The 25,344-nt window shown below is 40.8% G+C and carries 21 protein-coding genes and 1 riboswitch; of the genes, 4 read left to right on the top strand and 17 right to left on the bottom strand.

Going from position 1 to position 25,344, the window contains the following annotated elements; all coding sequences use genetic code 11:
- Positions 1-412: 412 nt before the first annotated feature.
- From thrC to BQ5364_RS05655, 8 genes are all read right to left on the bottom strand, one after another.
- Entirely contained in the window at positions 413-1,900 is a 1,488-nt protein-coding gene (thrC, locus tag BQ5364_RS05690) for a threonine synthase (protein ID WP_071143823.1), read from the bottom strand.
- Between the two features lie 104 nt (positions 1,901-2,004).
- On the bottom strand, positions 2,005-3,297 hold the full coding sequence (locus BQ5364_RS05685; RefSeq protein WP_044987780.1) for a Na+/H+ antiporter NhaC family protein: 1,293 nt from the start codon (positions 3,295-3,297) through the stop codon (positions 2,005-2,007).
- A gap of 102 nt (positions 3,298-3,399) precedes the next feature.
- Positions 3,400-3,891, bottom strand: coding sequence for a 3-isopropylmalate dehydratase small subunit (gene leuD, locus BQ5364_RS05680; protein WP_004614071.1), 492 nt, complete (start codon positions 3,889-3,891; stop codon positions 3,400-3,402).
- Positions 3,891-5,165, bottom strand: a complete 1,275-nt coding sequence (leuC, locus tag BQ5364_RS05675; protein WP_044987782.1) for a 3-isopropylmalate dehydratase large subunit — start codon at positions 5,163-5,165, stop codon at positions 3,891-3,893. The genes leuD and leuC overlap by 1 nt, the downstream gene beginning before the upstream one ends.
- A gap of 76 nt (positions 5,166-5,241) precedes the next feature.
- The gene (locus BQ5364_RS05670; protein WP_022250830.1) at positions 5,242-5,919 is read right to left on the bottom strand and encodes a pilin N-terminal domain-containing protein; all 678 of its coding nucleotides are present in this window, start codon (positions 5,917-5,919) and stop codon (positions 5,242-5,244) included.
- Positions 5,898-6,722: a class C sortase gene (locus BQ5364_RS05665; protein ID WP_071143821.1), complete on the bottom strand. Its 825-nt coding sequence runs from the start codon at positions 6,720-6,722 to the stop codon at positions 5,898-5,900. Before BQ5364_RS05665 ends, BQ5364_RS05670 begins: the two co-directional genes overlap by 22 nt.
- A 19-nt stretch (positions 6,723-6,741) precedes the next feature.
- On the bottom strand, positions 6,742-8,646 hold the full coding sequence (locus BQ5364_RS05660) for an isopeptide-forming domain-containing fimbrial protein (RefSeq protein WP_083382696.1): 1,905 nt from the start codon (positions 8,644-8,646) through the stop codon (positions 6,742-6,744).
- Positions 8,589-10,910 (bottom strand): MSCRAMM family protein, encoded by a 2,322-nt coding sequence (locus tag BQ5364_RS05655; RefSeq protein WP_071143820.1) that lies wholly within the window; start codon positions 10,908-10,910, stop codon positions 8,589-8,591. The genes BQ5364_RS05660 and BQ5364_RS05655 overlap by 58 nt, the downstream gene beginning before the upstream one ends.
- A 271-nt stretch (positions 10,911-11,181) precedes the next feature.
- Here BQ5364_RS05655 and BQ5364_RS05650 point away from each other — a divergent pair, with 271 nt between their 5' ends.
- Both BQ5364_RS05650 and BQ5364_RS05645 read left to right on the top strand, forming a co-directional pair.
- Positions 11,182-12,876, top strand: a complete 1,695-nt coding sequence (locus tag BQ5364_RS05650; protein ID WP_071144705.1) for an ABC-ATPase domain-containing protein — start codon at positions 11,182-11,184, stop codon at positions 12,874-12,876.
- Positions 12,877-12,999: 123 nt separating this feature from the next.
- Positions 13,000-13,653, top strand: a complete 654-nt coding sequence (locus BQ5364_RS05645) for a hypothetical protein (protein ID WP_004614078.1) — start codon at positions 13,000-13,002, stop codon at positions 13,651-13,653.
- Between the two features lie 70 nt (positions 13,654-13,723).
- On the opposite strand, the gene BQ5364_RS05640 is transcribed toward BQ5364_RS05645, so the two are convergent.
- Genes BQ5364_RS05640 through BQ5364_RS05630 form a run of 3 tightly spaced genes read right to left on the bottom strand, consistent with a single transcriptional unit; the run spans position 13,724 to position 17,301 of the window.
- On the bottom strand, positions 13,724-15,643 hold the full coding sequence (locus BQ5364_RS05640; protein WP_071143819.1) for an NAD(+) synthase: 1,920 nt from the start codon (positions 15,641-15,643) through the stop codon (positions 13,724-13,726).
- A gap of 21 nt (positions 15,644-15,664) precedes the next feature.
- Positions 15,665-16,543 (bottom strand): Hsp33 family molecular chaperone HslO, encoded by an 879-nt coding sequence (gene hslO, locus BQ5364_RS05635; RefSeq protein ID WP_004614080.1) that lies wholly within the window; start codon positions 16,541-16,543, stop codon positions 15,665-15,667.
- Between the two features lie 2 nt (positions 16,544-16,545).
- Positions 16,546-17,301 (bottom strand): class I SAM-dependent DNA methyltransferase, encoded by a 756-nt coding sequence (locus BQ5364_RS05630; protein WP_022250823.1) that lies wholly within the window; start codon positions 17,299-17,301, stop codon positions 16,546-16,548.
- A gap of 120 nt (positions 17,302-17,421) precedes the next feature.
- A riboswitch (M-box (ykoK) riboswitch) is annotated at positions 17,422-17,592 on the top strand.
- A gap of 184 nt (positions 17,593-17,776) precedes the next feature.
- Here BQ5364_RS05630 and mgtE point away from each other — a divergent pair.
- A complete protein-coding gene (gene mgtE, locus BQ5364_RS05625) occupies positions 17,777-19,108 on the top strand; it encodes a magnesium transporter (protein ID WP_004614082.1) in 1,332 nt (443 codons plus the stop codon).
- A 50-nt stretch (positions 19,109-19,158) separates the two neighbouring features.
- Here mgtE and BQ5364_RS05620 read toward each other — a convergent pair whose 3' ends face one another.
- The 4 genes from BQ5364_RS05620 to BQ5364_RS05605 form a co-directional block, all read right to left on the bottom strand.
- On the bottom strand, positions 19,159-20,184 hold the full coding sequence (locus BQ5364_RS05620) for a branched-chain amino acid aminotransferase (protein WP_004614083.1): 1,026 nt from the start codon (positions 20,182-20,184) through the stop codon (positions 19,159-19,161).
- Between the two features lie 118 nt (positions 20,185-20,302).
- A complete protein-coding gene (gene ilvN, locus BQ5364_RS05615; protein WP_022250821.1) occupies positions 20,303-20,812 on the bottom strand; it encodes an acetolactate synthase small subunit in 510 nt (169 codons plus the stop codon).
- Between the two features lie 14 nt (positions 20,813-20,826).
- Positions 20,827-22,554 carry a biosynthetic-type acetolactate synthase large subunit gene (ilvB, locus tag BQ5364_RS05610; RefSeq protein WP_004614085.1) on the bottom strand — a complete coding sequence of 576 codons (1,728 nt, stop codon included), beginning with the start codon at positions 22,552-22,554 and terminating at the stop codon, positions 20,827-20,829.
- A gap of 160 nt (positions 22,555-22,714) precedes the next feature.
- Positions 22,715-23,560 carry a DegV family protein gene (locus BQ5364_RS05605; RefSeq protein ID WP_071143818.1) on the bottom strand — a complete coding sequence of 282 codons (846 nt, stop codon included), beginning with the start codon at positions 23,558-23,560 and terminating at the stop codon, positions 22,715-22,717.
- Positions 23,561-23,700: 140 nt separating this feature from the next.
- Here BQ5364_RS05605 and BQ5364_RS05600 point away from each other — a divergent pair, with 140 nt between their 5' ends.
- Entirely contained in the window at positions 23,701-23,946 is a 246-nt protein-coding gene (locus BQ5364_RS05600; RefSeq protein WP_004614088.1) for a hypothetical protein, read from the top strand.
- Here BQ5364_RS05600 and BQ5364_RS05595 read toward each other — a convergent pair.
- Both BQ5364_RS05595 and BQ5364_RS05590 read right to left on the bottom strand, forming a co-directional pair.
- A complete protein-coding gene (locus tag BQ5364_RS05595; RefSeq protein ID WP_071143817.1) occupies positions 23,943-24,833 on the bottom strand; it encodes a Cof-type HAD-IIB family hydrolase in 891 nt (296 codons plus the stop codon). The two genes, BQ5364_RS05600 and BQ5364_RS05595, sit on opposite strands and share 4 nt — an antisense overlap.
- A 13-nt stretch (positions 24,834-24,846) precedes the next feature.
- On the bottom strand, positions 24,847-25,338 hold the full coding sequence (locus BQ5364_RS05590) for a dihydrofolate reductase (RefSeq protein WP_071143816.1): 492 nt from the start codon (positions 25,336-25,338) through the stop codon (positions 24,847-24,849).
- Between the last annotated feature and the right edge of the window lie 6 nt (positions 25,339-25,344).

Here is a 25,344-nt window from a genome sequence, read left to right as displayed (position 1 = left end):
TAAACCTCATTTCTTAATATAGTAGTTTGAATTTTTCCAAGTTTCACTGATTTTAATTATACACACTTCACTAATAAAGTCAATACTTTTTTGAAAGATATGACATACATCTAATTCATTTCTTCCTGTAATTTCATTAAAATTCTATAAAATAAATATTAAAAATGCAAGTTTAAAGCTTGAATCCTGCATTTTTTACGCATTTTTCATATATTTTTAATTATATTCACTCATTTCACACTGAATTTTGCAATTCGCTTGTCAAAAATTTCACGTTCATATTCTTCTAAAAAAATCTTTCTTGTATTCCGGTTTTTATTCAAAAAAATCTCAGAAGTACAGCATCTGCCTGCACCTCTGAGACCTTCTTTGAATTGTTAATGCAATTTATTTTTCAGAAAAATGCAGACTTTTACACGTTCAGTATCTCTTTTACTGTCTCCTCCATCTTGTCCGCATCACATTCTCTTGTATGAACAATCTTGGCATCTCGAATTTCTTCAATTGCTTTTGGAATCTTGACACATGAAATCTTTTCCAGTTCCGCTATCAAGTCAAATTCTTCCAACGTATCATACTTTTCATCAATGGAAGTCATCACACTTCTTGCAAATTTATACGGACTTGCAGTAGATGCAATCACTGTCTTTCTCTCATCTTTGTTTTCCTCAAGATATGCTTTCCCAACCGATGCCGCAACTGCTGTATGCGTATCGATCACATATCCTGTAGATTTATAAATCTCAGAGATTGTCTTCTTCACTTGGTCTTCCGTTGCATATCCTGCCGCAAAATCATCCAAGTTCTCCTTCATCTCTTTTGAAATCTCATAAACACCCTGTGATTTTAATGCGCGCATCAAATCCTGATTCTTTACAGCATCCTGACCTGCAATGAGATAAATCAGGCGCTCTAAATTGCTTGAAATCAAAATATCCATTGATGGTGATGTTGTCAAAATAAATTCTCGATTTTTATCATACACACCTGTTTGGAAGAAATCGAACAAAACTTTGTTCTCGTTCGATGCACATACAAGTTTTGCGATTGGAACTCCCATCTGTTTTGCATAATATGCCGCCAAAATATTTCCGAAATTCCCAGTAGGAACAACTACATTAATCTGCTCTCTCTCTGCAATTTCTTCATTTTTAAGCAATTTTGCATATGCATACACATAATATACAATCTGTGGCACAAGCCGACCGATATTGATAGAATTAGCAGAAGAAAATTGATAACCCGCAGCATCCATCTCTTTTGCAAGCTCTTTATTTTCAAAAATTGCTTTCACACCACTTTGCGCATTATCAAAATTCCCATGGATTGCAACAACCGATGTATTGTCACCTTTTTGTGTCACCATCTGAAGTTCCTGCACCTTGCTCACACCGTCTTTTGGATAGAATACAATAATCCTTGTCCCTTTTACATCCGCAAATCCTGCAAGCGCTGCCTTCCCGGTATCTCCGGAAGTCGCTGTCAGAATCACGATCTCATTCTTTACATTGTTTTTCTTCGCAGAAGTCGTCAATAAATGTGGTAAAATGGACAATGCCATATCTTTAAAGGCAATGGTTGCTCCATGAAATAACTCTAAGTAATACATACCATCTGCTTTCACAAGAGGCGCAATCTCTTCAGTATCAAATTTTGAATCATATGCCTTTGTGATACAGCTTTTTAATTCTTCTTCCGTAAAATCGGTAAAAAACTGTTTCATCACCGCATATGCAGTCTCTTGATAAGACATCTCTTTCAGTGTCCCCATATCGACATTCAGCTTTGGAATCGTCACTGGAACAAAAAGCCCTCCGTCATCTGCAAGACCTTTTAAAATTGCCTCGGAAGCTGTCACTGTTTTTTCTGCGTTTCTTGTACTTTTATACAATAAATTCATCTCAACCACCCTTTTTCACATTTTTTCACTATAGATATAAATATATCACAAAACTTGCGACTTCGCAATTTCGTTTTTTACTGTGACGGACATTTGTCACTCTGCTACATACGTTTTCGTTCTTTTCGGAACAAAATAAAGCAGATTGCACTAATCGCCATCAGAATCGGATAATACAGATATGGTATAATTTCAAACGGTGTAAGTGCTGTTAACGTCGCTGCTGAAAGGAGTTGTGCCCCATAAGGGATCAGCCCCTGTCCCACGGATGTAAAAATATCCAAAAGAGAAGCTGACCGTTTCGGATCAATGTCAAATTCTTCGCAGATTTCCTTTGCGATCGGTCCCGCCATGACAATTGCAACCGTATTATTTGCCGTACATGCGTCCACTAAAAGAGACAGTCCGGCAATTCCAAGTTCTCCCCCTCTTCTGCCACTGATTCTTGATTTGATTAAGTTTAAAATAAACTGGATTCCACCGTACTCCTTCACAAGCGAAACAATACATGCCACAACAATCGATATTACCGTAATATCATACATTCCTGTCACGCCTTCTCCAATTACACTAAACATCTCAGATGCTGCAAGTGTTCCCGTTGCCACACCTACAATCAGTGAAAGAATTGTTCCACTGATCAGCATGATAAATACATTGATTCCTATCAACGCTCCGACTAAAACCAAAACATATGGTACTACCTGCCACAAGTTGTACGTAAGCGCCTCTGTAATCTCATAGCTTCCATTTCTTGTAATCATAAAGAAAATAATAATGGTGATAACTGCCGCCGGAAGCACAATCAAAAAGTTCGCTTTAAACTTATCTTTCATCTCACAGCCCTGTGTCTTTACAGCTGCAATCGTAGTATCTGAAATCATAGATAAGTTGTCACCAAACATTGCGCCACACACAACTGCTCCAATGCAAATCGCCATCTCATATCCCGTCTTTTCACTGATTCCCACAGCAATCGGTGCGAGTGCCGCAATCGTCCCCATAGATGTTCCCATAGAAACTGAAATAAAGCAGCCGATGACAAAAAGACCTGCAACTGCAACATTAGACGGAAGCACAGAAAGGCCAAAATTAACCGTACTTTCCACTCCGCCTGCTGCCGTCACGGCTCCGGAAAATCCACCGGCGCATAGAAAAATAAGACTCATCGTAATAATATTCTCATCCCCTACGCCTTTTGAAATCACTGACAATTTCTCAGCAAATGACAACTGTTTGTTCTGCATAAACGCTACTGCCAACGCGATCAAAAAAGCTACGATTGCAGGCATCGCATAAAAATCTCCTGTTACAATACCGGAACCCAAAAAGATTACCAGAAATACTCCAATAGGGAGCAGGGCAATTGCCCTTCCTTTGTTCTCTACTTGATTCATTCTTTTCCTCCTCATTTTCGTAAAGTTGCCTTATTGTATCATATATTTCTCCTGCAATCAAATACCCCGGCACAAAAAAACTATGCCGGGGTATCTTTTCTGTTATTTTTTCTTGCTATTTGTATAATTCACCAATCCGCCTGCTGCGATTAGTTTCTGCATAAATTCCGGAAACGGTTGTCCCTGAAACTCTGTTCCCTTTGTTCGGTTATAAATCTTTCCGCTGTCAAAATCCACTTCTACTTCGTCTCCTGCTTCAATACCATTCGCTGCTTCGGGACATTCGATAATCGGGAGTCCGATATTGATTGCATTTCGATAAAAGATTCTGGCAAATGTCTCTGCAATCACACAGCTTACGCCCGCTTCTTTCAGGCAAAGCGGTGCATGTTCTCTTGAAGAACCACATCCAAAATTTTTATTTGCAACAATCATATCACCCGGTTTTACTTTTTTTGCAAATTCCGGATCGATATCTACCATCGCATGGCTTGCTAATTCTTTTCCGTCAAAAGAATTCAAGTATCTTGCCGGAATGATTACATCGGTATCTACGTTGTCTCCATATTTGAATACGTGTCCTAATGCTTTCATTACTTATCACCTACTTTCTCTGGATTGGCAATGCATCCCGCAATCGCACTTGCCGCCGCAACTTCCGGAGATGCCAGATAAATAAGTGAATCTACATGTCCCATTCTTCCCACGAAGTTACGGTTCGTTGTAGATACACATTTCTCACCTGCTGCCATAACTCCCATATGACCTCCCATACAAGGTCCGCAGCTCGGAGTATTAAATGCACAGCCCGACTCAATAAATGTTGTCACAAGCCCTTCCTCAATACATTGTAAATAAATCTTTTGTGTTGCCGGAATTACCATCACACGCACATCCGGATGTACTTTATGTCCCTTCAAAACCGCTGCCGCTCTGCGCATATCTTCCATTCTTCCGTTCGTACAAGAGCCGATCACTACCTGATCGATCTTAATCGGTTCCATCTCCTCTACTTCGTCAATTGTCTTTGCATTGCCCGGCAAATGCGGAAATGCTACTGTTGGTCTCACCTTTGACAAATCAATCTCCACCACTTCGTCATATTCGGCATCCTCATCAGCAGTATAAACCTTATACTCTTTCTCGGAATGTTCTTTCATGTAAGCTTCCGCTTTTTCATCTACGATGAAAATACCATTTTTAGCACCGGCTTCAATCGCCATATTTGCCATTGTAAAACGGTCATCCATAGAAAGATTCGCAATACCATCTCCTACAAATTCCATCGATTTGTACAGTGCTCCATCAACTCCGATTTTTCCTATAATATGTAAGATAATATCTTTTCCGCTGACATATTTCCCCGGCTTTCCGGTGAGCACAAACTTGATTGCACTTGGCACTTTAAACCACAATTCTCCTGTTGCCATACCGGTTGCAATATCCGTCGTACCTACTCCTGTAGAAAACGCTCCAAGTGCGCCATATGTGCAGGTATGAGAATCCGCACCGATGATACATTCACCTGCAACTACAATTCCTTTTTCTGGCAAAATCGCATGTTCAATCCCCATTTGCCCGATTTCAAAATAATGTGTCAGGCACTGACATTTTGAAAACTCACGGATTGATTTTGAATTTTCTGCTGATTTAATATCTTTATTCGGCGTAAAATGATCCGGTACCAGCACTACCTTATCTTTGTCAAACACTTTATCTGCCATCTGATAAAACACCGGAACCGCCATCGGTCCTGTAATATCATTTGCCATAACCACATCTAATTTGGCTTCAATCAATTGTCCTGCAGTTACAGATTCCAGTCCTGCATGCGCGGCAAGAATCTTCTGCGTCATCGTCATTCCCATTTGGATGCCCTCCTTTTCCTGTTCTGTCTGATATTCTATCATATTCAAAAAGGATGTGACAAGGTGCGATATTAACCTATTTTTGTTTTTTCCAAATGTTCTGCATGCATAAAATCACTACGATTCCCAAAGATAATAAACCTATACCATACCAAGTTTTTTGCATTGCATCTCCTGTTTCAACCGGCTTTGCTTCCTGCTTTTCCACAATCGGGATATGTTTTGGGATCACTTCGACTTCATATGACATTTCTCTGCTTTCCGCATTCCACGTCGGCAGCGCAATCAGAAACGGAGTAATCCGATCATACTCTTTTGGCTCTTCCGCCACAAATAAATATACTCCCGTCTCTAAATTCTTTAGCTCTATTTCACCGTTTTTGTCTGCCCTGACCTTTGCACTTCTTTTACCGGAGAATGCTTTTAATTTTTCAGCTGCCTCTTCTAACTGCTCAGCTGTTTCAATTTGATTCAAATCCACTTTAGATGCCTCAAACTGCTCTGTCAATTCATAACTTCCATCCTTCCAGTCTGCTACTTTTATATAGGAAAATTCTACTCCTTCTTTTTTCGTTCCCTTTTTCCCATCTGTTAAGCTGATATGAATATTTCCATATTTCCCTAACTCTTTTTTATACTCTTCTTCCGGAATGAAAGGACTTTCTCCTCTCGCTGCTTCTACATTCTTCCATGCTCCCACTGTCAAAAAACTAATCATCAGGAACAACATTACTATTTCCTTTGTCTTAAACATCTCTTCCTCCTGTTTCGTTTTTTCGGTACAAAAACAGACACAAGAAATGCGGCCGGAAGTCCGTCAAAGAACAGTTCTCGTATAGACGGAACCTTCTTTGGCAAGTTCTTCCTTTCACTCTCCCGATAAGGCACTCTTTTTCCGGTTACTACCAGACGATGTGTGTTTAACCCATATGGAGTGCACGTAATCAGAGACACTAAATCTTCTCCTTTTTCCGGTTCCAAAACCTCTGTGATTTCTGGTTCGATTACTTCTATTTTCGACACCTCATAAGCAAGTGTTCTTCCACAAACATCCAAAAAGAATAAATCTTCTTTCTTCAATTCATCCAGCCTTGTAAACAACTTTGAATTTGGAAGTCCCCTATGCCCCGTAATCACACATCTTGTATTCTCTCCTCCAACCGGAAGTGCACTACCTTCCATATGACCTGCCCCAACAGCCAGAACATCTTCCTCCGTCCCATGATAAATCGGTAACTTCACACTGATTTTTGGTATTACAATAACTCCCATCACTCCGGTCTTCGACACATTCAAAAGTGTTTCATAATGTTCCTCACGAAGTGTCTTCTCCATCATTCCAGCCACTATTTTCCCATGTATCTGCTGTAACATCTCATTATATTTTTGTGCTTCTCGCCACACGGATTCCATATCTTTCGTTTTCTCCAACCCATTTTCATAAGTGGTGATCACCTTTTGCTGCCTCTCTTGCTCAATACGATTACTCACAAGCGGATATGTGCACAATAGAAATCCGGTTATAAAGCAAAGTATGGTCATTACTTTTCGCTTCATATTTCATCTCCTGAATCTGCTACTTTTTTTGTCCTCCATATTTTCTGTGCAGGCAAACTGTAAAACCACTCAAAAGAAGACTTCCGGCTCCAACCAAAAGAAGCATAGCTGATGATCCTGTCACCGGCAATTTCTTTCCTACTGTATTAATGACATTTAAATTTGCAGATCCACTTTCACTATCCGTTACAAGTTCTATATTACGCTCTTCAAAGTCACCATTTAAAAATTCCTTCATATATACATTTGCCTCTAATTTCTGCAAAATTTTATCCGTACCTCCCTCTCCTTTGATATAGCTGTTTCTTTCTTCCGTAAAAACAGCCTTAAGCTTCAGTACAATCGGATCTAAGATCGGACGGTACCCCGTAGGCGCTGATGTCTCTTTCAGATAATATGTGCCGCTATCCAAACCAAAAATTATAAAATTACCATTTGAATCTGATTCCATCTCAACAGCCTCTTCCGGAACAGAATTTCCCGAAAAATCACGGTTAATCACGCAATACCCATCTTCTATTTTCTTTATATACACCTCATTTTTTAAGTCCTTATCTGAATATAATCGAAATTTTGCTCCTTCCAATTTTGCTCCGTGATTATTGGTTTTCAATCCATTTAATTTGTATGTAAAACAGACAACCGTATCCCACGGTGTATATCCGGTACTTCCCTCGCCATTCGAATCCGGATTGTTTGAAAATTCCAGACGCACATCATTTTCAAATCCAGGTCGCCCGGTATCTTGTGCTGCTTTTTCATTCAAAGTAGCCTCATACGTCAAAACCACTTTCTGCCCATACACATTTTCATCCACTTCATTTTTTCGATCAAATTCTCTGTCTACGATCGCTTTCAAATCATTGATTGCCACTCGAAATGTCTCATCATCTCCCAGATTTGTGGACACTTGAAATTCATCTTTTCTCAGAGTATAATACTTTGACTGTGAACCGGATGTTTCATAAATTGTAATTGCGACAGAATCCTCATGAAATGTCAATGCTTCATCCATACAGTCATGCCATGCATAGTAATAGGTGTCGTACCCATTGATGTTTGGAACCCGGGACTCGTATTTATATGGAACAGTCTGTCCGATTTCATAATCGGCAATATCATTCCAACCGTCATTTCCAATCATCTCTTTATAATCATCTTCCTGTATCTTTTTCGTCACACTTGGATAGTCTGACTTCACATTCATATCCGTATCCGGATTCGCTGTTGTCACAATACAAAGCGAAGACGATGCATGGGTTCCATCTACATTACTCACTTCATCCGTCACATAATATCCATAATCCAGACCTCCAATTACAATCGAATTGTCCTTCCTTGTCTCTGTTACCCTAACCACATCAGGCTCTACCTGATCTTTTGCGATTTGATCTCGCAATTTTTCCACAAAATACCGATAGGAACTATAACTGCCTTCCAATGGCTGCTCTTCATTTGCCCCTTCTACCTGATTTTGATTTAGCGATTGGATATGATCAATCACCTCATACTCTGTCACCTGTTCTGCGTCTTTGCCAATTGCTTCGCCGACCACTTTCTTTACCGGCTTCTCATAGTTTGGATTGAGTGTATATTGTATGGATTCTCCGCCTGCTGCATTTTCCGCATGGAAAATCTGATATACATGAAATTTCTTTCCCCGGAGAGGCTGACCGCTGTTTCCTCGAATTGTAATACTCGCATCTCCTCTTTTAAAATCTGCCATTCCACCTGGTGTTTCGACTGGATTCAGGTTCTTGGTTTCTGTCTCCCATGCTGCCGACACTTCCGCCAATGCCGCCTGTTCAGACATCAATAATATTGCCGCGCAAACCGATACACACACCGTTTTCATCATTCTATTTTTCATCGTCTTATTCTCCTTATCTTTTTTCTTTTCTGTTGTCTGCCTGCAATTAAGCATAAGATTCCTCCTGCTGCCAGCATTGGAAGCATCCATTTAGATCCTGTATCCGGAAGTTTCATACCCGTTTCATTGATTACCGTGACATGTGTCTCCCTGTCCGCTTTTGTTCCGCCTACCGAAAACATACCGTCCGAATCAGATGTATCATAGGCTTTTCCATTTACATAAAACAGAAACGTATCTTTTGCCGGAATACTCTCTACCCACAGTTCATACACCAGTGGATTTCCAAACAGATCAACTGGGATACGATATCCTTCCGGCGCCTTGGTCTCCTTCATATAGTATCGTTTTCCAACTTCCAAATTTCTTAACTCCAATACCCCATCAGTACCTGTCTCTCCTCTCATCACAACATTTTCACACTTCTTCTCTGCATACAGTGTAAACTCTGCTCCTTCGAGACGTTTCCCTTTCTGATTCTCTTTGTGGATTAAAAGTCGAAACGGTGCCAGAGGATCTTCCATGGTCACAATTATATTTCCTTTATCTGTCACCTGAATCTCTGCTTTTCCCAGCGTATCATCTATCTTGGATGTGATACTGATCTGATTGTCTTGTGCAACATAGAATTCAATTACATTTCCATTTAGCAGATAGCCCTCCATTACAGATATCTCTTGAATTTTATGCGTTCCATACTGTAGTCCTTTCAGTGTCAATTCTCCATTTTGATCCGTCTCTATCGTTTCCTTCTTCCTATCTGGACTTTCATGTTCAAATTTCACTCCCGGAATCGGGACGTCTAAGCCTTCCTGTCTTTTGATCAAATCCAGTTTTAAAATGCGCTCCGGTACACCCAGTGTATTGTAAGTATCCACGGATTCTGTATTTCCTTTTGCCGTAATCTGTCTTACAAACAGTTCCGGATTGAGCAAATATCCTTCCGGCGCTTTTGTCTCCTGAATCGTAATCGTCCCAATCGGCACAGCCGGTCGACCATTCAGATCCACATATAACGCATCTCCTGATACGAGATGTTTCTTTCCATAAGAACATTGTCCGTCTTCATCCGTCTCAAATACCCATGTCCGTTTTGCTGTCTTACCTAACTTTTCCGGATCTGTATCTTCTTCCCATAGTCCGTCATAATATTTTACAGTGAATCTTGCTCCACGAAATGTGGCTGCTCCCTGCGGCTTATTTTCTCCAGTGTCCGCATCCGTTTTTCTCAGTAATATCTCAATTGGACAAAGTTGTGGAACATCTTCAAACATTACCTTACTTTCACGCCCGGAAGATATTGTCACTGTTTTCGTCTCCGGATTTAGCGCGTACCCTTTTGGCGCCTTGATTTCTTTCACAAAATAGGTTCCCGCCTGCAAAGAAAGTACATTTGAGTCCCCTTTTGCATCTGTTTTAAGCACACCTACTCTGGATGATCCGGAAAGCGATGCCTCTTTATACACTCCAAATTCTGCTCCTTCAAGTGAATAATTTCCATTCTGAGTTGTCACAGAAGGATTCGCAGACTCTTTTTTTAATCGAACCGTGCCGAACGGCTTGTACGTGCCTCCCCACTTACTCAGCGGTTGTCCTGCACCCTCATACATTATTCCGTATGCATCCTGAAAATACTGATAATTTTTTCTGGCCCATGCCATTCCATTTGCCATATACTCACTTTTGTGTGTTGCAAGCCAGTGTCCCAGATTACACTTCACATTATTTCCGGTCTCTATCACCACGTTTCCATACCAATGATGTGCCTCATTCAACACCCACCAGACCGCGCACTGCTTAAACAGATAATCGTAGTTACTGTTAATTCCACTGCATGCATAATGATCATAGTAATAAAACATTGCCGCAATCATCTGAATCGTGGCTTTGTTATAATATTTTGCGGCATCGACCGCCGTTTTGTAGCCTGCCCGAAAGGAAACTGTCGGATTCGCGCAATATAATTCTTCTCCACTGCTTGTTCCCAATCTCCCCTCGTTCCAGTGCTCTAAAATCACCCACGGAGTGCCATCCGGCGCAGTCTGATTGTAATCCACAATATCAATTGCGCCTACATTCGCCTCCAATACCTGCGCATAAATAGTGCTTTTAGCCGCAAATTCTGCTCTTGGAATTTCCTCGTATCCTTCCACGGTACCAACTCCTACTTCCCGCAAAATTTCCCGTATCTCCTCTGCCATCTGAAGTTTTTCTCCCACAGAAGGAGGATCTTTCGGCTCCTGTGCATAAACACTCAGCGTGCCAAGAACCGTCGCGCAGATTAAGACGAACGAAAAAAGCTGTTTTATTTTTTTCAAACTTTTTCCTCCAATCTTGAATTTTTCTGTTAATATAGTTTCCCTTACACGATCCTCCTTCCTATATGCAAATTGTTCTCGTTTTGGATACTTGGGATGATCATCCCTTTTGAATAATTGAATTGCTCTTAGACGAGTGCCTTTATCATAGTCTCATTCCACTCATTTGTCAACAGAAAAAAACAAATAATACAACAAAAGCTAGAAACGTTTCTTATTCTCTGATAAAATAAATGTATTTCAAAAAGAAAGAAGGATTTTTATTATGGCTATACAGTCTTCTGCAGCCTTGCAGACTTTATTAAATCGAATACACCGCAAAAGCTATCCAGCTTACAAAGAAACAAAAGGTATCTATCAGTTTGACCGCTATGTGCTCTCAATCGACCACGTGCAGGGAGACCCTTTTGCCTCCCCATCCAAAGTGAGCATCCGTGTTCTCGGAAAAGATGCTCGTTTTCCTTCTATACTGTATGACAGTTACGAAAAAAGGATCGCTCTTCAAGATTATCTGACCCGCAAATTTCACCAGGGAATTGACCGTTATAATTTTAAGGCGAAGGGTTCCGGAAAAAGTGGATTATTGTCCATCAGCCAATGCAGGCAGGAAATTTTAGAGCGTACCGCCTGCACAATCCATCCCAAAAACGGAGAGATTGTACTTCGAATGGAAATTGGATTTCCGGCAAACGGACGAACGATCAATGCACAGGAACTCATTCGGATTTTATTTGATTTTCTTCCTGACTGCGTGTATAACACCTTATTTTATGCAAAATTGAACCACCAGAAATTACAGCAGATCCATGATCTCGCAGAAGATCAGGCATACATTCGTCACGAGCTAAAAAGACGAAACCTCGTAGCTTTTGTCGCAAACGGATCGGTTCTTCCAAGAGAATCCGGCATTTCACCACGTCCGCTGAAAGATGCCGTGCCTTTTTCTTCTCCTGCTTCTCTTGAAGTTACGATGTCTCTTCCACATAAGGGTGAGCTTATCGGAATGGGGATTCCAAAAGGAATCACATTGATTGTAGGTGGCGGGTATCATGGAAAATCAACATTGCTCAACGCTTTAGAACTCGGTGTCTATAATCATATTGCAGGTGACGGCAGAGAGTACGTTATCACAGATGACACTGCCGTAAAACTCCGTGCAGAAGACGGTCGCAGTATCAAACACACAGATATTTCCATGTTTATCAACAATCTGCCAAATGGTAAAGATACTGTCTCTTTTTATACTGAAGACGCCAGTGGAAGTACTTCCCAAGCTGCCAATGTCATCGAAGCGATGGAGACCGGTTCGTCGCTGTTTCTGATTGATGAGGACACCAGTGCGACAAACTTTATGATCCGCGATGAATTGATGCAGCGCGTTGTCAATCGAAACAAAGAGCCGATTACACCGTTTATTGAGCGTGCCCGAATGCTCTTTGAACAATATGGTATTTCATCCATCATCGTAGCGGGAAGCTCTGGATCCTATTTTCATATTGCCGATTTGATTTTACAGATGGATCAATATGTGCCATTTGACATCACGGACTTTGCCAAGCAGGAAGCAAAAGCCTTCCCATTGCCAGATTATGACCATTTGGCTGTTCCTGATATTCCGGATTATAAACGTATTCCAAAACCAAATTCTGCATTTCGGTCGCAGGGAAAATGCAAGGTTAAGACACTTGGAAAAGATGCTGTACAGATCAACCGGGAAACGATTGATCTCCGCTACGTGGAGCAGCTTGCCGACTCCGAACAGACAACCGCGCTCGGATACATCATCAAGCATTTAGAGAGTAATGCAATTGACGGAAAAAAGAACTTGCAGACATTAGTAGATACTCTGTATCAAACATTTGACCAAAACGGATTTTCCAGCATTGCACCGAACACAAACATGGCACTTCCGCGCAGACAAGAAATATTTGCGGCATTGAATCGTTATCGAAAACTAAATTTATAGATTTGTTTGTTTTTAACTAGTTTCCTTTTATTTTTCGACATTTTTTTTATTAAATGACTAGTAATTGTGAAAATTCTGTGATAAAATTATAAAAAATTTTTCCAAAAATAAGGAGGATAACTTATGAAAAAATTTAAAAATGTGATTGTAGCTTTATTGGTACTGATTATGGGAACTCTTTCCGGATGTGCTGCTTTTCAAAAATTTGACGCATCTGGATACACAAAGGCCTGTTTGGACGCAACGTACAAAGGTGAGTTTGATGAATATATAAAACTCACAAAGCAGACAAAAGAAGATGCCGAAAAGACCTATAACCAAAACTTAGAGCTTGCCACACAACAGTTAACAGCTGTTGGTGTTTCAGAAGAATTATCTGAAAAATATATGCAACTTTTCATTGACTTGTTTAAAAATACAAAATACACTGTAAAAGAGGCAAAAGAAGGCAAAGATAAAAATTACACAGTAGAAGTTGAGATTGAACCTGCTCAGGTATTTGAAGGTGTGTTAGAAGCTACACAGGCTGAAGTTGAAACACTTGTTACTGCACAGGCTGAAAGCGGTACAATTCCTTCTCAAGATGAAATTATTGAACAGACTTTCCAAATCTTATATGACAAAGTTTCTGCTAACATGAAGAATATAACTTACGGTGAAAAACAGGTTATCGAAATCAGTGTAACAAAAGATTCTAATAATGTATATTCTATTTCACAAGAAGACTATTTAAAATTAGATGCAGCAATGTATGACAAAAATAATTTATCTCTATAATATAACTTATCTCTATAACAATAACAGGGACGGGAAATTTTCCCGTCCTCATTCATTACATTCTTAAATTCTAATTGCAGATATCTTCCAAATCCTTCAACCAAATATTCGCGCATGCGTCACTTGGCATTCGAAGATCCCCACGCGGTGACAGTGCAACACTTCCTGTCTTCGGTCCATCCGGCAGGCAGGAACGTTTGAACTGCTGTGAAAAGAATCGTCGATAAAATGTATTGAGCCATTTTAAAATCGTATCCTTGTCATACATTCCTTCAAATGTCTGTCTTGCAAGACGATAAATTTTAGAAGGTGCATATCCAAATCGCATCATATAATACAGATAAAAATCATGCAGTTCATATGGTCCCACAAGATCTTCTGTCTTCTGTGCGATTTCCCCTTCTTTTGGCGGAAGGAGCTCCGGACTTACCGGCGTGTCTAAAATATCCACTAACACTTCCTGTAACTCTTTGTCTTCACAAGTATCTGCACAATATTGCACAAGGTGTCGAACCAGTGTCTTCGGCACAGAAGAATTTACCCCGTACATCGACATATGGTCTCCATTGTAAGTTGCCCATCCAAGCGCAAGTTCAGACATATCCCCTGTGCCAATCACCATTCCGCCTGTCTGATTAGCAATGTCCATCAGCACCTGTGTTCGCTCACGTGCCTGCGCATTTTCATACGTCACATCATGTTTCTCTTCAGAATGACCGATATCTCGGAAATGTACCCTCACTGCATCCTGAATATTCACTTCATGAAGTGTTGCCCCAAGCTTTTTCGTCAAGACACATGCATTTTGGTATGTTCTGTCAGTTGTTCCAAAGCAAGGCATTGTGACAGCTTCTATGCAGCTTCTGTCTATTCCCTGCAAATCAAACGCCTTTGCCGTCACAAGCAACGCCAACGTAGAATCCAATCCTCCTGAAATCCCAACGACTGCACTCTTACAATTAGTATGATTCAGACGTTTTTTTAGTCCCATCGCCTGAATCATCAAAGATTCTTCACAGCATCTATTTCTCAGACTTTCATTCTCCGGCACAAATGGCAATTTTTCAAAAGTTCTTGTAAGTTTCGTATCTTCCACCTCAATTGAAAATGGAACACGAATAAATCGATCTAAGTCTTCCTCCATCTGGAAAGTCGTATTTTTTCTTCTTTCACTGACGATTCGATCCACATCGATCTCACTGTAAATAGTCTGATTCATAAAGCGTTCTGATTCGCTTAAGATGCTTCCATTTTCAGCGATAATATTGTGTCCACCGAACACTACATCTGTGGTTGACTCTCCATCTCCTGCATTTGCATACACATATCCCGCAATAAGTCTTGCAGACTGTCCGGAAATCAGCTGCTTGCGATACGCATCTTTCCCAACTGTCTCATCGCTTGCAGAGCAGTTTACCACAATTGTTGCACCGGCAAGTGCCGCCTGAATACTCGGCGGAACCGGAGACCACACATCCTCGCAAACCTCAGCTGATACAACTAAATTCGGAAGTTCTTCACACGCAAATAAAATCTGCGGTCCAAATGGAATCTCTTCCTCCCCATACGGAATCCAATCTGCCTTTTTAGGTCCCGGCTGGAATTGCCGCATTTCATAAAATTCACTGTAGTTTGGAAGGAATGTCTTCGTTACCATCCCAATCACTTCACCATCACATACTGCTGCCGCAACATTATACAACTTATTGCACACGACATATGGGAGACCGACAAAAAATAATCCGTCTTTTCCTGTTGTGTAAGCGGCAATCTCTTCCAGTGCCTTTGCTGACTGACTCAGCAAAATGTCCTGTGAAAATAAGTCTCCACAGGTGTATCCGGTAATACAAAGCTCCGGAAACACTACAATCTTTGCTCCATTTTCAATTGTCTCGTCAATCAGACGAAAGATCTCCCACTTATTGTGTTCCACATCTGCAACTTTCGTGTTCAATGTTGCCGCAGCGACTTTTACAAATCCATCTCTCATCTCAACGGACCTCCTCTCTCATTACCTGCTTCTTTTTATAATCTCTTTCAGTTCATCTACTGTAAATTTATAATTCGTATTGCAGAAATGGCAGTTGACTTCAATCTCTTTTCCGTCATCGATCATCTCCTGAATATCTTTTTTCCCGATACTCACAATCGCTTTTTCTACTCTTTCTTTTGTACAGTTACAGTAAAATCTAGTTGGAACCGTATCTGTAAATTCTACATCCATCCCCTCAAGAACCGTCTCTAAAATCTGTTCCGGTGTGTAACCTTTATCCAGCATTGCTGTCACAGAATCAATTTTTTTAATATTTTCTTCCAATTTATCAAGCACCGCATCTTCGACAAAAGGCATGACCTGAATGATAAAACCACCTGCCTGTTTGACAGTATTATCTTTTTCCATCAGTACACCAAGTCCAACAGACGACGGAACCTGCTCTGATGTCGCAAAGTAATAAGTCAAATCCTCCGCAATCTCACTCGTCTGCAGAATTGTCTGCCCTACATATGGCTCTTTCAATCCCATATCTTTGATGACACTCAAAACTCCCAGATCAAGCGCTGCCGCCACATCAAGCTTTCCGGCTTTGCTTGGCGGAAGCATTACATCCGGATTCTCCACATAGCCTTTTACATTTCCATTTACATCGGCAGTCACAGTAAGACCTTTGATCGGTCCTTCACATTTAATCTGGATCGTCAGCAGATCCTTTTCGTTTTTCATCATGGTTCCCATCATGGCTCCCCCGGTCAACAGTCGTCCGAGTGCCGCCGTTGCAACCGGGCTTGTATTGTGGGCCTGTCTTGCAGTCTCCACAACATCTCTTGTTGTCGCAGCAAACGCTCTGATCTGGTTATTTGCCGCTGTTGCTCTTACAATATAATCTTTCATCGTTATTTCCCTCTTTCTCTTGCAATCACATAGATTCGTTCACTCACTCTTGTCGGCGCTTCTTTTGTAAACGCATCATATGCTGTAATATATTCTAATCCAGACTGTGTAATCAGCCTTTTCATTGTCTCCAGGTCATACGCCTTTTGAAAATGTGTCTCTTGGTATTTGCGATATAACTCAGAATCTCCTTCCCGAATAAACAGACTGAGTTCATATTCATTTATTCTTTCCTCTTCGTAATAATAATTATCCCAGATAAAACTGCATTCCTCACGGTTCTCTGCAATCGTCTGATCACCTAATATTTCCCTGTATTTATAAACCGTGTTGAAATCAAAGATAAACACTCCGCCAGGATCAAGATAATTATTAACGAGCCGAAATACCTCCTCCAGCTCTTCTTCCTCTAATATATAATTGACAGAATCACAGACACTGACAATTGCTTTCACTGTTCCATACAGTTCAAATTCTCGCATATCCTGCTGAAGATATAAAATATCAAGCCCAGATTTCATCCTTTTTTCTATCGCAATCTCAAGCATCTCTTCTGCATTGTCCACCCCGATCATATCGTAGCCGGATTGTGCCAGAATCTCTGTCATATTCCCGGTTCCACAGCCAAGTTCTAATACAAGTCCCTCACGCACACCGTATTCGTATAACAGACTTTTCAAATATTTTTCCCACTCTTCATATGGAATATTATCCATAAAAGTATCGTAGACAGCCGCAAAACTTGTATACGCCTCCACAGAGCATCCCTCCTATTTTTTACATAAGCTGATATATTATAGCATATTTTTAGTTTTGGAGCAAATTTTGAATAAAACTATTGACAAGTTCTGTTTCTGTGTATTAGACTAACAAAAAAGAATAAGATTCGGTAGGTGAGGCTACCACAGGGATTTGGATTTTCCTAAGATTGCTGCCGCAACAACGTGGAGACACGATTCGCTGGTTAGCAGGATATGTCGCAGATAAGGCATATCTTAATGCAATTTATATGCCCTGTGATGCTAAAGCTTGAACGATGTTGTCACGGAATGATTCCCGCCATTGTTTTTGCTTTGGCGGGATTTTTTATTGCGTAGAAATTGCATTGCACTGCTGCGGACAGGTATCTTGTTCTTAAATTTTTATACGAGGAGGTGAGGGCAATGGATGCTGGTGCCAGTTTTGATCCCAAAATACGAACGAAAAATAAAATAATGAAAAGGAGAACTGACTATGAACAGAACAACTTTTATCGAACTGTTAGAGAAAAGAGATTTCAAAACGCTCAAAAACACGTTGGAGATAATGAATGCAGTAGACATTGCCCTGCTGCTTTCTAACTTAGAAGACAAGGAGAGAGCCTTTGCGTTTCGTCTGATTCCCAAGGACAAAGCTGCAGATGTATTCTCCAATATGAGTAATCCCATTCAGTCTTACCTTGTAAAAATTTTTACCGAAAAAGAACTTCGTGAACTGCTGGATAATTTATATATGGATGACACGGTAGATTTATTAGAGGAACTTCCGGCAAATCTTGTAACCAGGATTTTGCATACTGTCAGTTCCGATAAACGAGATCTGATCAATCAACTTTTGAAATTCCCTGAAAACAGCGCGGGAAGTATCATGACAACCGAATATGTATCTTTAAAGAAGACTATGACAATCAAAGAGACTATGAAACATATCAAAGAAGTCGGAATACACAAAGAGACCATTTATACGTGCTATGTGTTGGAAAACCGTCGTTTGATTGGAATTGTCTCTGCCAAAGACCTGATGACTTTAGACGACAATACATTTATCCAGGATATTATGGAGACTGAGATCATCTCTGTAGGCACACATACCGATCAGGAAGAGACAGCCAGACTGTTTTCCAAATACGATCTGCTCGCACTTCCTGTTGTAGACCTCGATAACCGAATGGTGGGAATCATCACTGTGGACGATGCTATGGACGTTATGGTGGATGAGGCAACTGAAGATATCTCTATCATGGGGGCTGTAAATCCAAGTGAAAAAACTTATTTTGAGACTTCAGTCTTTTCACATGCAAAAAACCGTTTTTTATGGCTTTTGATTTTAATGCTGTCGTCAACCATTACCGGAACAATTATAACACAATATGAAAATGCATTTGCTGCTATCCCTCTGCTTGTCTCCTTCATCCCAATGCTGATGGATACCGGCGGAAACTGTGGTTCTCAGAGCTCCACTTTAATCATACGCGGACTTGCATTGGACGAGATCCGTTTCAAAGATATTTTCAGAGTCATATTCAAAGAATTCCGTGTGGCACTGCTTGTAAGTCTTGGACTTGCACTCGCAAACGGACTGCGAATTTTTATCATGTACAAAGATTTGAAGCTTGCTGTCGTGATTGGTCTTTCCCTAATTTGCACTGTCATTTTATCAAAGATCATCGGCTGTATTCTGCCACTGTTTGCGAAAAAAATCAATTTAGATCCTGCAATCATGGCAGCTCCGCTTATCACAACACTCGTGGATACCTGCTCCATCATCATCTATTTTACGATTGCCACGCACATCTTTCAGCTTTAGAGAAAATTAGGGACATCACAACTTTCTGCGATGTCCCTTCTGTTTCTTTCCTATTTAATAACTTTAATCCAGCTTTCCGGAGCTTTGATATGTCCCATTTGAATTCCTGTCAATGTGTCATATAATTTCTTTGTAACAGGTCCCATCTCCTCCATTCCACTTGGGAAACAGATCTCTTTTCCATGATCTACCACTTTCCCAACCGGTGAGATGACTGCTGCTGTTCCGCAAAGACCACACTCTGCAAACTCCTTCACTTCTTCAAACAACACTTCTCTTTCTTCCACTTCCATACCAAGGTACTCTTTTGCAACATATACAAGTGAACGCCTTGTGATAGATGGAAGAATCGTATCAGACTTCGGCGTTACCAACTTATTGTCTTTTGTAATAAAGATAAAGTTCGCTCCACCTGTTTCTTCTACTTTTGTTCTTGTAGCAGAATCTAAGTACATATTCTCATCATATCCCTGTTGATGCGCATCTACAATTGCATGAAGACTCATCGCATAGTTCAAACCTGCTTTGATGTGTCCTGTCCCATGTGGGGCAGCGCGGTCAAAATCGCATACACGAATTGTGATTGGTTTTGCACCACCTTTGAAATACGGTCCTACCGGTGTTGCAAATACACGAAATTGATATTCATCTGCCGGTTTCACTCCGATCACCGGATTCGTTCCAAACATATATGGGCGGATATACAATGTAGCTCCTGAACCATATGGAGGCACATAATCTGCATTTGCCGCAACAACCTGCTCAACCGCTCTTATAAAACGATCTTCCGGAAACACCGGCATCTCCAGTCTTCTTGCACTGTCTGCCATTCTGCTCGCATTCAAATCCGGACGAAATGTGACAATATGTCCATCTTCAGTCCTATATGCTTTAAGCCCTTCAAAAACTGTCTGAGCATACTGAAGAACACCCGCACACTCATTTAATACCACATTCGCCTCTTCTGTAAGTCCGCCTTCATCCCATTTTCCATCTTTATAATTTGAAACATATCTTTTATCCGTCTGTACATAGCCAAATCCGATATTTGACCAATCTATCTCTTTTTTACTCATCACAATTCCTCCATTCCGTTACTGATTTCTCTTGTTTTTTATTATTATACTTTTTTATCCGCCTGTCAATAGAGCGCACTCTGTTTTTTTGTGTTTTTTCAAAAAGAGACTAAAATACTTATCGTTCTGCCATATTGATTGCTTCTATTCCAACGCTTCCGCCACGTACAACCTCAATTGCCTGAAATTCTTCATTCATCAGCTTAATCAGCGCATCATTTTTTGACGCCGTCTGCACAAATTCCAAAAGCAGGCTGTCTTTCCCGTAATCGATGATCTTTGCTTTAAAAGACTGTGCAATCTGGAACAGTTCTTCTTTATCCTCTCTCGTACATTTTTTGACTTTCACATACATTAGTTCTTTCATGCACACAGAACTGTTTGTAAAGTCAATCACTTTAATGACCTCCACAAATTTATTGAGCTGTTTTTTGATCTGTTCAAATGTCTCATCGTCACTGACTGTCTCAATCGTCATTCGCGAAATCGTCGGATCCTCCGTTGTTCCTACGGTAAGACTTTCCAAATTGTATAATTTTCCGGAAAACAACCCTGATATTTTAGGAAGTACACCTACCTGATTTTCCACATACAGAGAAATCCATCTCTTTTTCATTGTCGTATTCATAATTTTTGCTCCTCCTAACAATCCATCAACATCTCTTCTAATGTTCCGCCCGGCTTGATCATCGGATATACCAAGTCCTCCGGATCCATAATGAATTCAATCAATGTCGGGGTCTTTGTATTCTTTCTCGCCTCTTCAAATGCTTCTTTGATTTCCTCCGGTTTGAATACGCGAATTCCTTTTGCGCCATAGCTCTCTGCCAGTTTCACAAAGTCAGGTGTATACGGCGGGCACTCACATTCCGGTGTTCCGCATTTTCCCTCGCAGGATTTTCTAGCACGAAGGCAGGTCATGGAATAACGCTTTCCGTAAAATAACTTCTGCCACTGACGCACCATTCCAAGATAGTTATTGTTAAACACGCATAAAATGAGAGGAAGTTCCTGCCCGACTGCAGTCGCAAATTCCTGTATATTCATCTGCATACCACCATCTCCGGAAATCGCAATGACCGGTGTGTCTGGATTGCCAAGTTGTGCGCCGATCGCCCCCGGAAATCCATACCCCATTGTCCCCAGTCCACCGGATGTCAAAAGTTGTTTTTTCTCCGTCAGCTCCAAATATTGTGTTGTGAACATCTGATGCTGTCCCACATCTGTCACCACAATTGCCTCCTCAAACATCTCATTGATTGTCTCAATGACTTTTTGTGGTGTCAGCACTGGTTTTTCTTTCATTTTCAATGGATGTTCTTCTTTCCATCCTTCTATCTTTTCAAGCCACTGTGCCGTATCATGAAAGGCCGCATACTCCAAAATCTTTTCGGTCGCGGTTTTCGCATCTGCCACAATCGGAATATCTACATGTACGTTTCTTGAAATAGAAGCAGTGTCAATATCAATGTGTACAATCTGTGCATTCGGAGCAAATTCATGTATCTTTCCGGTAATCCGATCATTGAATCTTGTTCCAATCGAAAACAAAAGATCACATTCACTGACTGCCATATTTGCCGCATATGCTCCATGCATGCCCAAATTTCCGATAAACAGTGGGTGATTCGTAGGAATCGACCCTCTTCCCATGATCGTTGTCACTACCGGAATCTTTGTGATGTCTACAATTTTTGTAAATATCTCGACCGCGTTTGCAATCTTTACACCGCCCCCTGCTAAAAACAGCGGTTTTTTCGCTTTATTCAGCATCTTCATGGCACGTTTTAGCTGTCCGATATGAACCTCTGTATTCGGCTTATACCCTCTGATATTCACAGTCTGCGGATACTCAGGACTTCCAAGTTCTGCCATCACATCTTTTGGAAGGTCTATGACTACCGGTCCCGGTCTTCCTGTCCTTGCAATATAAAATGCTTCTTTGATAATCCGCCCCAAATCTTCTCTTTTTTGTACCGTAATTCCATATTTGCAGATACTTCTTGTAATTCCGACAATATCAACTTCCTGAAATGCATCATTTCCGATCAGATTTCTTGCGACCTGCCCTGTAAAACACACAAGCGGAACACTGTCATAGTTGGCTGTCGCAATTCCGGTAACAAGATTCGTCGCCCCGGGACCGCTTGTCACAAGACAGACACCTACCTTTCCGGTAGATCTTGCATAGGCATCCGCCGCATGCACAAGCGCCTGCTCGTGTCTTGGCAAAATCACTTTTGTATAGTCCTGCTTATAAAGCTCATCGCTGATATCAATCGTACAGGCGCCTGGATATCCGAACAGAATATCCACCCCTTCTTCTTTTAGTGCCTTCACAAACAATTTATTTCCTGTAATCTTCCTCATATATGTCCTCCTTCCAGATACAAAAAAACACCCCAAGCATACAGCTTAGGGCGAATCATTTTCTATATTGCCGACCAGTTTTTCAAAAACTGTGTACTCCTCCTTGACACTGTATTTTACAGACAATTTAGAGTTATTATAAAATTTTCTGACACTTTTGTCAACTAAAGTTTTCCTTTTTTGCAAAACTAATTGCAATGCATCCAGGACCCACATGTGTCCCGATAATGCCGCCAACCGGATAGATCTCGTATTTTTTCAGACCATATTCTGCTACCGTCTTTTCCATAAATTGTTCTACAATCTCTTTATCGGAAGTATATCCAAAATATACCGGCTCATTTTTATCAATCTCATATGAGCCAAACTCCTTCCAAAGATATTTCATGCCTCCTTTTTGTCCCCTCGCTTTTCCAAGCATGACCAACACCTTGTCCTTCAATTCAATGACCGGTTTGATTTGGAGTGCATTTCCAAGCACTGCCAACGGTGCAGGTATTCTTCCGCCCTTTTTCAAATAGGTCAGAGTGTTCAGCATTCCACATACGGTCAAACGCTTCTTTAAATCTTCAAGACATGCGACAATCTCTTCCACACCCTTCCCTTCTTTGCGCATTTTCACCGCGCGCTGAACAAGAAAACGCTGAGTGATGATTGCCTGCTCTGAATCCACAATCCAGATTTTTTCATACTCTGCCATCTGTTTTGCCAGATTCGCCGCATTGACCGTTCCACTTAATCCACTTGAAAGTGTGATCACCAGTACTTCTTCTCCTGCATCTTTCGCTTCTTCGTAAAGCTCCAAAAATTCTTCCGGAGATGGCTGACTCGTAGTCGGAAGATCTTTTTCCGCTGCAAGTTTTTCGAAAAACACAGAAAAGTCTTCTTCCGTATTCTGAGGAAACTCCCCATCTGAAAATCTTATCTTTAAAGAAACGATTCGGATATTCATCTCCAATGCTTCCTGCTTTGTGATATCCGAAGCAGAATCCGTAATAATCATCATATCATTTTCCTCCTGTACCAATTGACAACATCTGTTTGATTTTTTAAAATAGATGATACGAATGTATCAACGAGAAACTATATCACAACTGTTAAAAAAAGCAATTAAAAAATTATAAAATAAAAGGAGAATGACTATTTATGATAAATCCGATGAAATTCATGCAGGTAAAAAGCATGTTAGCAACACTCAAACAAAACCATCCAAAGTTTCCTTCTTTTTTAGATGCTGTTTCAAAAAGAGCACTCTGCAAAGATACAATCATTGAAATCAAAGTTACAACACCGGACGGGGAATCTCTCGAGTCCAATCTTCGCTTAAAAGAATCCGATTTAGAGGTCTTACGGCAAATGCAGGAGCTCAGAAAAGAAGGGCTGTCTTCTTAAGACACGCCCTCCTTTGTTTCTTTATAATGCTTCAAAAGCTCTTCTATTGCATACGACACTCCATACGCTTCATTGCTTTTTGTCACATATTTTGCCACTTCTTTAATCTCAGGTTCCGCATTTTCCATTGCAACCGTCGCTCCAAAATCCATAGAAAGCATTGAGTAATCATTCATGCTGTCGCCAAATACCATCACCTCATCCATCGTATATCCAAGCGACTCAATATACCGCTTTAACATCGGCCCTTTCTGCGCATGTACATCTGTAATCTCCAGATTCGTAATAAACGAAGATGCCACCGCAACCTTGTTGTTTTCACCTAGTACGCTCTGAATCCGTTTCAATAGCGGAATATCTTCGGTAAAAATAAAAACCTTATAGATTGGCGCTTTTCCCTCTTTTAATTCTGCAAAATCCGATATTCTTCTGGTCGCTTTACAGATACGCTCATACAATTCAGAATGTCGGATTTTCTCCGGCTCCAAATCCAGATGGAACAGATGAATCTGTTCTACAATGCTTTCCTCTATCTCCTCCTCGGTTCCGATTCGATAGTCAAAATCATCTGTAGAAAAGATGATCGACACCGGAAATTTTATCAACTGTCGATATAGTTCTTCACACACCTCAATCGGAATCGGTGTTTGCAGCACCACTTCTTTTTGCGAATTTCTCACTTCTGCGCCACTTCCCACAAGATAATCACACTCTAGGTCCAATTCCTCCAGTTCCTCCATTGCACTTCGGAAATTTCTTCCTGTCGCGATCATAAAACGAATTCCCTGCTCCTGTGCCCTATGAATTGCCTCCAACGTCCTCGGTGCGACCTTATGATCTAACCCAAGCAGCGTCCCGTCCATATCTGATGCAATCACTTTTATCATCTTGTCTTATCTCCTAACCAATTCTTTCGTATTTTACAAATTCATATTCCAGATTGAAATATGTCTGTTCCTCGCTGATCCCTGTAATCTTCCACTCCGGCATCTCATCCAGATTTGGAAAATATGTATCTGCCTCATACGCATGGTCAATCTTTGTAATGTGCGCAACCTTACAGTATGGGAGAAGCTGACGGTAAATGCTTTCCCCGCCGATCACATAAATATCCTCATCGTTATACTGTCTCAGTTCCTCCAAAAGCGCTTCCACACTGTTGACTACAACAGCATCTTTGACCTTGTAATTCTGATCACTTGTCAGAACAATATTCGTTCTCTTTTTGAGTGGCTGCCCTCCCGGAAAACTCTCCAATGTCTTTCTTCCCATCACGACCACTTTTCCCATCGTCGTCTCACGGAAAAATTTCATATCTGCCGGAATACTTACCAAAAGTTTATTATGCAGACCAATTGCCCAATTCTTATCCACTGCTACAATCAAATTCATCTTTTT

The organism is Coprococcus phoceensis, from assembly GCF_900104635.1.
In the GTDB taxonomy this organism is placed as follows: domain Bacteria; phylum Bacillota; class Clostridia; order Lachnospirales; family Lachnospiraceae; genus Faecalimonas; species Faecalimonas phoceensis.
This window is presented reverse-complemented; position numbering and strand designations above follow the sequence as displayed.

Excerpts from the sequence above, each read along its gene's own strand:
- mgtE (WP_004614082.1), top strand. The coding sequence starts at position 17,777 with ATGAACAGAACAACTTTTATCGAACTGTTAGAGAAAAGAGATTTCAAA.
- BQ5364_RS05645 (WP_004614078.1), top strand. The coding sequence starts at position 13,000 with ATGAAAAAATTTAAAAATGTGATTGTAGCTTTATTGGTACTGATTATG.
- BQ5364_RS05600 (WP_004614088.1), top strand. The coding sequence starts at position 23,701 with ATGATAAATCCGATGAAATTCATGCAGGTAAAAAGCATGTTAGCAACA.
- BQ5364_RS05660 (WP_083382696.1), bottom strand. The coding sequence starts at position 8,646 with ATGCTTAATTGCAGGCAGACAACAGAAAAGAAAAAAGATAAGGAGAAT.
- BQ5364_RS05670 (WP_022250830.1), bottom strand. The coding sequence starts at position 5,919 with ATGTTTAAGACAAAGGAAATAGTAATGTTGTTCCTGATGATTAGTTTT.
- BQ5364_RS05605 (WP_071143818.1), bottom strand. The coding sequence starts at position 23,560 with ATGATGATTATTACGGATTCTGCTTCGGATATCACAAAGCAGGAAGCA.
- BQ5364_RS05665 (WP_071143821.1), bottom strand. The coding sequence starts at position 6,722 with ATGAAGCGAAAAGTAATGACCATACTTTGCTTTATAACCGGATTTCTA.
- thrC (WP_071143823.1), bottom strand. The coding sequence starts at position 1,900 with ATGAATTTATTGTATAAAAGTACAAGAAACGCAGAAAAAACAGTGACA.
- BQ5364_RS05640 (WP_071143819.1), bottom strand. The coding sequence starts at position 15,643 with ATGAGAGATGGATTTGTAAAAGTCGCTGCGGCAACATTGAACACGAAA.
- BQ5364_RS05590 (WP_071143816.1), bottom strand. The coding sequence starts at position 25,338 with ATGAATTTGATTGTAGCAGTGGATAAGAATTGGGCAATTGGTCTGCAT.
- BQ5364_RS05620 (WP_004614083.1), bottom strand. The coding sequence starts at position 20,184 with ATGAGTAAAAAAGAGATAGATTGGTCAAATATCGGATTTGGCTATGTA.
- ilvN (WP_022250821.1), bottom strand. The coding sequence starts at position 20,812 with ATGAATACGACAATGAAAAAGAGATGGATTTCTCTGTATGTGGAAAAT.
- ilvB (WP_004614085.1), bottom strand. The coding sequence starts at position 22,554 with ATGAGGAAGATTACAGGAAATAAATTGTTTGTGAAGGCACTAAAAGAA.
- hslO (WP_004614080.1), bottom strand. The coding sequence starts at position 16,543 with ATGAAAGATTATATTGTAAGAGCAACAGCGGCAAATAACCAGATCAGA.
- leuD (WP_004614071.1), bottom strand. The coding sequence starts at position 3,891 with ATGAAAGCATTAGGACACGTATTCAAATATGGAGACAACGTAGATACC.
- leuC (WP_044987782.1), bottom strand. The coding sequence starts at position 5,165 with ATGGGAATGACGATGACGCAGAAGATTCTTGCCGCGCATGCAGGACTG.
- BQ5364_RS05685 (WP_044987780.1), bottom strand. The coding sequence starts at position 3,297 with ATGAATCAAGTAGAGAACAAAGGAAGGGCAATTGCCCTGCTCCCTATT.
- BQ5364_RS05595 (WP_071143817.1), bottom strand. The coding sequence starts at position 24,833 with ATGATAAAAGTGATTGCATCAGATATGGACGGGACGCTGCTTGGGTTA.